This window comes from Pseudomonas sp. P5_A2_2 (genome assembly GCF_054177685.1).
Map to the genome: position 1 here is coordinate 1 of NZ_JBGCUL010000168.1, position 7281 is coordinate 7281.

General features: G+C 54.9%; 18 protein-coding genes. All 18 read left to right on the forward strand.

Annotation, left to right across the window (positions count from 1 at the left end):
- Positions 1–464 (forward strand): 50S ribosomal protein L2 (rplB, locus tag ACXRVY_RS12675; RefSeq protein WP_458237509.1); only part of this gene is annotated, 464 nt, incomplete at its 5' end.
- A gap of 16 nt (positions 465–480) precedes the next feature.
- Positions 481–756, forward strand: a complete 276-nt coding sequence (rpsS, locus tag ACXRVY_RS12680; RefSeq protein ID WP_002555486.1) for a 30S ribosomal protein S19 — start codon at positions 481–483, stop codon at positions 754–756.
- An 11-nt stretch (positions 757–767) separates the two neighbouring features.
- Entirely contained in the window at positions 768–1100 is a 333-nt protein-coding gene (gene rplV / locus ACXRVY_RS12685; RefSeq protein ID WP_003103908.1) for a 50S ribosomal protein L22, read from the forward strand.
- Between the two features lie 13 nt (positions 1101–1113).
- On the forward strand, positions 1114–1800 hold the full coding sequence (rpsC, locus tag ACXRVY_RS12690; protein WP_008065719.1) for a 30S ribosomal protein S3: 687 nt from the start codon (positions 1114–1116) through the stop codon (positions 1798–1800).
- 12 nt (positions 1801–1812) lie between these two features.
- Positions 1813–2226, forward strand: a complete 414-nt coding sequence (gene rplP / locus ACXRVY_RS12695) for a 50S ribosomal protein L16 (RefSeq protein ID WP_003228729.1) — start codon at positions 1813–1815, stop codon at positions 2224–2226.
- Entirely contained in the window at positions 2226–2417 is a 192-nt protein-coding gene (gene rpmC / locus ACXRVY_RS12700) for a 50S ribosomal protein L29 (protein ID WP_002555481.1), read from the forward strand. Before rplP ends, rpmC begins: the two co-directional genes overlap by 1 nt.
- Positions 2418–2419: 2 nt before the next feature.
- Positions 2420–2686: a 30S ribosomal protein S17 gene (gene rpsQ / locus ACXRVY_RS12705; protein ID WP_003176419.1), complete on the forward strand. Its 267-nt coding sequence runs from the start codon at positions 2420–2422 to the stop codon at positions 2684–2686.
- A 23-nt stretch (positions 2687–2709) separates the two neighbouring features.
- The gene (gene rplN / locus ACXRVY_RS12710) at positions 2710–3078 is read left to right on the forward strand and encodes a 50S ribosomal protein L14 (protein ID WP_002555479.1); all 369 of its coding nucleotides are present in this window, start codon (positions 2710–2712) and stop codon (positions 3076–3078) included.
- 11 nt (positions 3079–3089) lie between these two features.
- Positions 3090–3404 (forward strand): 50S ribosomal protein L24, encoded by a 315-nt coding sequence (gene rplX / locus ACXRVY_RS12715; protein ID WP_003176416.1) that lies wholly within the window; start codon positions 3090–3092, stop codon positions 3402–3404.
- 22 nt (positions 3405–3426) lie between these two features.
- On the forward strand, positions 3427–3966 hold the full coding sequence (gene rplE, locus ACXRVY_RS12720; RefSeq protein ID WP_003210069.1) for a 50S ribosomal protein L5: 540 nt from the start codon (positions 3427–3429) through the stop codon (positions 3964–3966).
- A 13-nt stretch (positions 3967–3979) separates the two neighbouring features.
- Positions 3980–4285, forward strand: a complete 306-nt coding sequence (gene rpsN / locus ACXRVY_RS12725) for a 30S ribosomal protein S14 (RefSeq protein WP_003176414.1) — start codon at positions 3980–3982, stop codon at positions 4283–4285.
- 209 nt (positions 4286–4494) lie between these two features.
- A complete protein-coding gene (rpsH, locus tag ACXRVY_RS12730) occupies positions 4495–4887 on the forward strand; it encodes a 30S ribosomal protein S8 (protein ID WP_003186040.1) in 393 nt (130 codons plus the stop codon).
- Positions 4888–4899: 12 nt separating this feature from the next.
- Positions 4900–5433 (forward strand): 50S ribosomal protein L6, encoded by a 534-nt coding sequence (gene rplF / locus ACXRVY_RS12735; RefSeq protein WP_003176412.1) that lies wholly within the window; start codon positions 4900–4902, stop codon positions 5431–5433.
- A 10-nt stretch (positions 5434–5443) separates the two neighbouring features.
- Positions 5444–5794 carry a 50S ribosomal protein L18 gene (gene rplR / locus ACXRVY_RS12740; RefSeq protein ID WP_003186037.1) on the forward strand — a complete coding sequence of 117 codons (351 nt, stop codon included), beginning with the start codon at positions 5444–5446 and terminating at the stop codon, positions 5792–5794.
- A 3-nt stretch (positions 5795–5797) separates the two neighbouring features.
- Positions 5798–6298 (forward strand): 30S ribosomal protein S5, encoded by a 501-nt coding sequence (rpsE, locus tag ACXRVY_RS12745; protein WP_003186035.1) that lies wholly within the window; start codon positions 5798–5800, stop codon positions 6296–6298.
- A gap of 2 nt (positions 6299–6300) precedes the next feature.
- Positions 6301–6477, forward strand: a complete 177-nt coding sequence (rpmD, locus tag ACXRVY_RS12750) for a 50S ribosomal protein L30 (protein ID WP_458237510.1) — start codon at positions 6301–6303, stop codon at positions 6475–6477.
- Positions 6478–6480: 3 nt separating this feature from the next.
- A complete protein-coding gene (gene rplO / locus ACXRVY_RS12755; RefSeq protein ID WP_003228720.1) occupies positions 6481–6918 on the forward strand; it encodes a 50S ribosomal protein L15 in 438 nt (145 codons plus the stop codon).
- Positions 6919–7281: preprotein translocase subunit SecY (locus ACXRVY_RS12760; RefSeq protein ID WP_458237511.1), on the forward strand; the 363-nt coding region annotated here is incomplete at its 3' end.

Here is a 7281-nt window from a genome sequence, read left to right on the forward strand (position 1 = left end):
GACTGTCTCCTATCAAGCCAGGCAACGCTCTGCAACTGCGCAACATTCCAGTCGGTTCCACCGTACACGGCATCGAACTGAAGCCGGGTAAAGGCGCACAGATCGCTCGTTCCGCTGGTGCTTCGGCTCAGCTGATCGCTCGTGAAGGCGTTTACGTGACCCTGCGTCTGCGTTCCGGTGAAATGCGTAAAGTCCTGGCTGAATGCCGTGCGACCCTGGGCGAAGTCTCGAACTCCGAGCACAGCCTGCGTTCGCTGGGTAAAGCTGGTGCCAAACGCTGGCGTGGCGTTCGCCCAACCGTTCGTGGTGTTGCCATGAACCCGGTTGACCACCCACATGGTGGTGGTGAAGGTCGTACCTCTGGTGGTCGTCATCCGGTATCGCCATGGGGCTTCCCGACTAAGGGCGCGAAGACTCGTGGTAATAAGCGTACCGACAAAATGATCGTCCGTCGTCGCAAGTAAATAGAGGGATACGACAGTGCCACGTTCTCTGAAAAAAGGTCCTTTTATCGATCTTCACCTACTGAAGAAGATCGAAGTGGCGGCGGAAAAGAACGATCGCAAACCGGTGAAAACCTGGTCGCGTCGTTCGATGATCCTGCCACAAATGGTCGGTCTGACCATCGCAGTACACAACGGTCGTCAGCACGTCCCAGTTCTCGTGAACGAAGACATGGTCGGCCACAAACTGGGCGAGTTCGCCGGTACCCGCACTTATCGCGGGCACGTGGCAGACAAGAAAGCCAAGCGTTAAGGGGTTAGGAAATGGAAGTAGCCGCTAAGTTGTCGGGCGCTCGAATCTCCGCCCAGAAAGCCCGCTTGGTCGCCGACCAGATCCGCGGGAAGAAGGTGGGCGAAGCGCTCAACCTGTTGGCTTTCAGCAGTAAGAAAGCCGCCGAGATCATGAAGAAAGTGCTGGAGTCGGCCGTAGCCAACGCCGAGCATAACGAAGGCGCAGACGTTGATGACCTGAAGGTCAGCACTGTTTTCGTCAACGAAGGGCGTTCGCTGAAGCGCATCATGCCACGTGCCAAAGGCCGTGCTGATCGCATCGTCAAGCGGTCTTGCCATATCACTGTCAAGGTTGCTGACAAGTAACGGAGTCGAAGAGATGGGTCAGAAAGTACATCCCATTGGCATTCGCCTGGGAATCGTCAAGGAGCACACCTCCGTCTGGTACGCAGACGGTCGGACTTATGCGGACTATTTGCTCGCAGATCTGAAGGTGCGTGAGTATCTCCAAGACAAACTAAAAAGCGCGTCCGTAAGCCGTATCGATATCCATCGTCCGGCCCAAACTGCACGTATCACCATCCACACCGCTCGTCCAGGTATCGTTATCGGGAAGAAAGGTGAAGATGTTGAGAAACTGCGTCAGGACCTGACCAAGCAAATGGGTGTGCCTGTGCACATCAATATCGAAGAGATCCGCAAGCCGGAACTCGACGGTATGCTGGTTGCGCAGAGCGTAGCTCAGCAGCTGGAGCGTCGCGTAATGTTCCGTCGTGCTATGAAGCGCGCCGTACAGAACGCCATGCGCATTGGTGCCAAAGGCATCAAAATCCAAGTGAGCGGTCGTCTCGGCGGTGCTGAAATCGCACGTACTGAATGGTATCGCGAAGGTCGTGTGCCATTGCACACCCTGCGTGCCGACATCGACTATGCCAACTACGAAGCTCACACCACCTACGGTGTGATCGGTGTAAAGGTTTGGATCTTCAAAGGCGAAGTAATTGGTGGTCGCCAAGAAGAACTGAAACCACAAGCACCAGCGCCTCGTAAAAAAGCTGCTAAGTAAGGGGTACGCCAAATGTTGCAACCAAAGCGTACGAAGTTCCGCAAGCAAATGACTGGTCACAACCGTGGCCTGGCATTGCGCGGTAGCAAAGTCAGCTTCGGCGAGTTCGCGCTGAAGTCTGTTGCTCGTGGTCGTCTCACCGCTCGTCAGATCGAGTCAGCGCGTCGTGCTCTGACCCGTCACGTAAAACGTGGCGGCAAGATCTGGATCCGTGTATTCCCGGACAAGCCTATTTCCAAGAAGCCACTCGAAGTTCGGATGGGTAAAGGTAAGGGTAACGTCGAATACTGGGTTGCCCAGATTCAGCCAGGCAAAGTCCTGTATGAAATCGAGGGTGTTTCTGAAGAGCTGGCGCGTGAGGCTTTCGCCCTGGCTGCTGCAAAGCTGCCGCTCGCCACCTCCTTTGTTAAACGGACGGTGATGTGATGAAAGCGAATGAACTTCGTGAAAAATCCGCACAGCAGCTGAACGAGCAACTGCTCGGCTTGCTGCGCGACCAGTTCAATCTGCGTATGCAGAAAGCAACTGGCCAGTTGGGGCAGTCTCATCTGCTCTCGCAAGTTAAGCGTGACATCGCTCGCGTGAAGACTGTGCTCAACCAGCAGGCAGGTAAGTAATCATGGCTGAAGCCGAAAAAACTGTCCGTACGCTGACTGGCCGTGTTGTCAGCGACAAGATGGACAAAACCATCACCGTTCTGATCGAGCGTCGCGTTAAGCACCCGATCTACGGTAAATACGTTAAGCGTTCGACTAAGCTGCACGCGCACGACGAAACCAATCAGTGCCACATCGGCGACAAAGTCACTATTCGTGAAACTCGTCCTTTGGCCAAGACCAAGTCTTGGGCGCTGGTTGATGTTCTCGAACGCGCTGTGGAAGTCTAAGGACTAGGGGTCGGAGAAATTATATGATTCAGACTCAATCCATGCTCGATGTGGCCGATAACAGCGGCGCTCGCCGCGTTATGTGCATCAAGGTGCTGGGTGGCTCCCATCGTCGTTACGCTGGTATCGGTGACATCATCAAAGTTACCGTCAAGGAAGCAATTCCTCGCGGTAAAGTGAAAAAAGGCCAAGTGATGACTGCTGTTGTAGTCCGCACTCGTCACGGCGTACGTCGTGCTGATGGCTCCATTATCCGCTTTGATGGCAACGCTGCTGTTCTTCTGAACAACAAGCAAGAGCCGATCGGCACCCGTATCTTTGGGCCAGTGACCCGTGAACTTCGTACTGAGAAGTTCATGAAGATCGTCTCGCTCGCCCCAGAAGTGCTGTAAGGAGATCCGACATGCAAAAGATTCGTCGTGACGACGAGATCATCGTGATCGCCGGCAAAGACAAAGGTAAGCGCGGTAAGGTGCTTAAGGTTCTCGCTAACAACCGTTTGGTTATTGGTGGTCTGAACCTGGTCAAGCGTCATACCAAGCCTAACCCGATGTCGGGCGTGCAGGGCGGTATCGTCGAAAAAGAAGCTCCACTGGATGCTTCTAACGTCGCCATTTTCAACGGCGAAACCAACAAGGCTGACCGCGTTGGTTTCAAAGTAGAAGACGGCAAGAAAATTCGTGTCTTCAAGTCGACCCAAAAAGCGGTTGATGCTTGAACACTGCTAGGTAGATGAGACCATGGCACGACTAAAAGAGATTTACCGGAAGGAAATTGCTCCGAAACTTAAGGAAGAACTTAAGCTTTCGAACGTGATGGAAGTTCCGCGCGTTACCAAAATCACCCTGAACATGGGTCTGGGCGAAGCGATCGGCGACAAAAAAGTCATCGAGCACGCTGTTGCTGACCTGGAAAAGATCACCGGCCAGAAAGTCGTTGTGACCTACGCTCGCAAATCCATCGCTGGCTTTAAAGTCCGTGAAGGTTGGCCGATCGGCGTCAAAGTGACCCTGCGCCGTGAGCGTATGTACGAGTTCCTGGATCGTCTGCTGTCGATCTCCCTGCCTCGGGTTCGCGACTTCCGCGGCCTGAATGCCAAGTCCTTCGATGGTCGTGGTAACTACAGCATGGGCGTGAAAGAGCAGATCATCTTCCCGGAAATCGACTACGACAAGATCGATGCTCTCCGCGGTCTGGACATCACCCTGACCACCACTGCCAAGAACGATGATGAAGGCCGCGCTCTGCTGCGTGCGTTCAAATTCCCGTTCCGCAACTGATTGGAGTAGGACCATGGCCAAGATGAGCATGAAAAACCGCGAGCTGAAGCGTCAGCTCACGGTTGCCAAGTACGCCAAGAAGCGTGCAGCACTGAAAGCTATCATCGTTGATCTGAACGCAAGTCCAGAAGCGCGTTGGGAAGCTACAGTAGCCCTGCAGAAGCAGCCACGTGACGCAAGCGCTTCGCGCATGCGTAACCGCTGCCGCCTGACCGGTCGTCCACACGGCGTTTACCGCAAGTTCGGCCTCGGCCGTAACAAGCTGCGTGAAGCTGCCATGCGTGGTGACGTACCGGGTCTGGTTAAAGCCAGCTGGTAAGTACTTTCAAAGTCTCGGTGGAAAGGTTCGCAAGATCCTGACCACCGGTGGCCTTGAATCTGGATCAAGCCCCTTTTGGGGCTTGATTCATTTCTGGGGTGTGTCTAGAATACCCGGCTCGCCTGAGCCCGTGTTTTTCATGCTCGGAGATTCTCGGCGACACGTAATAGCCGCAAGGCTAATTTTTTTGTATTAGGAGCGTCTAGCCCATGAGTATGCAGGACCCGTTAGCGGACATGCTAACTCGTATCCGTAATGCCCAGATGGCTGAAAAGTCCGTCGTAAGCATGCCATCTTCCACGTTGAAGGTAGCTGTTGCCAAAGTCCTGAAGGACGAAGGTTACATTGCGGGTTATCAGATCAGCAGCGAAATCAAACCACTGCTGTCCATCGAGCTGAAGTACTTCGAAGGCCGTCCGGTTATCGAAGAAGTGAAGCGCGTTAGCCGTCCAGGCCTGCGTCAGTACAAGTCCGTCGATGATCTGCCAAAAGTTCGTGGCGGTCTCGGTGTGTCTATCGTCTCCACCAACAAAGGTGTGATGACGGATCGTGCTGCGCGCGCTGCCGGTGTCGGCGGCGAAGTTCTTTGCACTGTGTTCTAAGGGGGGATAAGCATGTCTCGCGTCGCTAAGAACCCCGTTAAGCTGCCAGCCGGTGTCGAAGTAAAATTCGCAGGCCAACAGCTTTCGGTGAAGGGTGCCAAGGGTACTCTTGAACTGAACATCCATTCGTCCGTTGAGATCGTTGAAGAAGCTGGTGAGCTGCGTTTCGCTGCTCGCAATGGCGATCAACAGACTCGCGCAATGGCTGGTACCACTCGTGCGTTGGTAAACAACATGGTCCAAGGCGTAAGCCAAGGCTTCGAGCGCAAGCTCCAGCTGGTCGGTGTTGGTTACAAAGCGCAAGCAAAAGGCACAGTGCTGAACCTGGCTCTTGGCTTCTCGCACCCAGTGGATTACGAACTGCCGGAAGGCATCACCGCTGAGACTCCTAGCCAGACCGATATCCTGATCAAGGGCATCGACAAGCAGCTGGTAGGTCAAGTGGCCGCCGAGATCCGCGACTTCCGTCCACCAGAGCCGTACAAAGGCAAAGGTGTGCGCTACGCGGACGAAGTCGTCCGTCGTAAAGAAGCCAAGAAGAAGTAGGGCATAGCAAATGACCGACAAAAAAGTTACTCGACTGCGTCGCGCTCGCAAAGCACGCCTGAAAATGCACGAACTCGAAGTCGTGCGTCTCTGCGTGTTCCGCTCTTCGCAGCACATCTACGCCCAGGTCATTTCGGCCGACGGCAACAAAGTCCTGGCGAGCGCCTCGACTTTGGATAAAGAACTGCGTGATGGTGCCACCGGCAACATCGACGCGGCCACTAAGGTTGGCCAGCTGGTCGCTACGCGTGCTAAGGCCGCTGGCGTCTCGCAAGTGGCTTTCGACCGCTCTGGCTTCAAGTACCACGGCCGCGTTAAAGCGCTGGCTGATGCTGCTCGTGAAGCTGGGCTGGAGTTCTAAGTTATGTCAAATAACGACCAAAAGCGCGACGAAGGCTACATCGAGAAGCTGGTTCAAGTTAACCGCGTAGCCAAAACCGTTAAAGGCGGCCGTATCTTCACTTTCACCGCGTTGACCGTGGTTGGTGATGGTAAGGGCCGTGTTGGCTTCGGCCGTGGCAAGTCGCGTGAAGTGCCTGCTGCGATCCAGAAGGCAATGGAAGCTGCTCGCCGCAACATGATCCAGGTTGATCTGAACGGCACCACTCTGCAGTACGCAATGAAGTCCGCTCACGGCGCTTCGAAGGTGTACATGCAGCCTGCTTCTGAAGGTACCGGTATCATCGCTGGCGGCGCTATGCGTGCTGTCCTCGAAGTTGCTGGCGTTCAGAACGTTCTGGCCAAGTGCTACGGCTCGACTAACCCGGTAAACGTGGTTCACGCCACTTTCAAGGGTTTGAAAGCAATGCAGTCTCCTGAATCCATTGCCGCCAAGCGTGGCAAAAGCGTCAAGGAGATCTTCTGATCATGGCTACCGTAAAAGTAACGCTGATCAAAAGCATGACCGGCCGCATCCCTAACCAMAAACTGTGCGTTAAGGGTCTGGGTCTGCGTCGCATCGGTCACACTGTAGAAGTCCAGGATACTCCCGAGAATCGCGGGATGATCAACAAGGCTTACTACATGCTGCGTGTCGAGGGTTAATCGATGAAACTCAATGATCTGAGTCCAGCGCCGGGTTCCCGTCGCGAAAAGCATCGTCCGGGCCGTGGTATCGGTAGCGGTTTGGGTAAGACTGGTGGCCGTGGTCACAAAGGTCAGACCTCCCGCTCCGGTGGCACCATTGCTCCAGGCTTTGAAGGCGGTCAACAGCCGCTGCATCGTCGCCTGCCGAAGTTCGGTTTCGTTTCCCTGAAAGCCATGGACCGCGCAGAAGTGCGTCTGTCCGAGCTGGCTAAAGTGGAAGGCGACATCGTCACCGTGCAGTCCCTGAAAGATGCCAACGTGATCAACGTCAACGTACAGCGTGTGAAAATCATGCTGTCCGGTGAAGTGACTCGCGCTGTCACTATCGGCAAGGGAATCGGCGCCACCAAAGGTGCGCGTGCGGCTATCGAAGCAGCTGGCGGCAAGTTCGAGGAATAAATGGCTAAGCAAGGTGCTCTCTCTGCGCTCGGCAAAGGCGGTATGTCTGAACTCTGGGCTCGTCTGCGTTTTCTGTTCCTGGCGATTATCGTCTACCGAATAGGCGCACACATCCCGGTTCCAGGTATCAACCCGGACCGACTCGCGGACCTGTTTCGACAGAATGAGGGGACCATTCTTAGCTTGTTCAACATGTTTTCCGGCGGCGCGCTGGAACGGATGAGCATCTTTGCACTGGGGATCATGCCGTACATCTCGGCATCGATCATCATGCAACTGATGACCGCCGTCAGCCCGCAGCTGGAGCAGTTGAAGAAGGAAGGTGAAGCTGGCCGTCGCAAGATCAGCCAGTACACCCGCTAC

Bases quoted from the DNA above. Each gene is read 5' to 3' on its own strand.
- rplV (WP_003103908.1), top strand. From the start codon at position 768: ATGGAAGTAGCCGCTAAGTTGTCGGGCGCTCGAATCTCCGCCCAGAAA.
- rpsC (WP_008065719.1), top strand. From the start codon at position 1,114: ATGGGTCAGAAAGTACATCCCATTGGCATTCGCCTGGGAATCGTCAAG.
- rplP (WP_003228729.1), top strand. From the start codon at position 1,813: ATGTTGCAACCAAAGCGTACGAAGTTCCGCAAGCAAATGACTGGTCAC.
- rpmC (WP_002555481.1), top strand. From the start codon at position 2,226: ATGAAAGCGAATGAACTTCGTGAAAAATCCGCACAGCAGCTGAACGAG.
- rpsQ (WP_003176419.1), top strand. From the start codon at position 2,420: ATGGCTGAAGCCGAAAAAACTGTCCGTACGCTGACTGGCCGTGTTGTC.
- rplN (WP_002555479.1), top strand. From the start codon at position 2,710: ATGATTCAGACTCAATCCATGCTCGATGTGGCCGATAACAGCGGCGCT.
- rplX (WP_003176416.1), top strand. From the start codon at position 3,090: ATGCAAAAGATTCGTCGTGACGACGAGATCATCGTGATCGCCGGCAAA.
- rplE (WP_003210069.1), top strand. From the start codon at position 3,427: ATGGCACGACTAAAAGAGATTTACCGGAAGGAAATTGCTCCGAAACTT.
- rpsN (WP_003176414.1), top strand. From the start codon at position 3,980: ATGGCCAAGATGAGCATGAAAAACCGCGAGCTGAAGCGTCAGCTCACG.
- rpsH (WP_003186040.1), top strand. From the start codon at position 4,495: ATGAGTATGCAGGACCCGTTAGCGGACATGCTAACTCGTATCCGTAAT.
- rplF (WP_003176412.1), top strand. From the start codon at position 4,900: ATGTCTCGCGTCGCTAAGAACCCCGTTAAGCTGCCAGCCGGTGTCGAA.
- rplR (WP_003186037.1), top strand. From the start codon at position 5,444: ATGACCGACAAAAAAGTTACTCGACTGCGTCGCGCTCGCAAAGCACGC.
- rpsE (WP_003186035.1), top strand. From the start codon at position 5,798: ATGTCAAATAACGACCAAAAGCGCGACGAAGGCTACATCGAGAAGCTG.
- rplO (WP_003228720.1), top strand. From the start codon at position 6,481: ATGAAACTCAATGATCTGAGTCCAGCGCCGGGTTCCCGTCGCGAAAAG.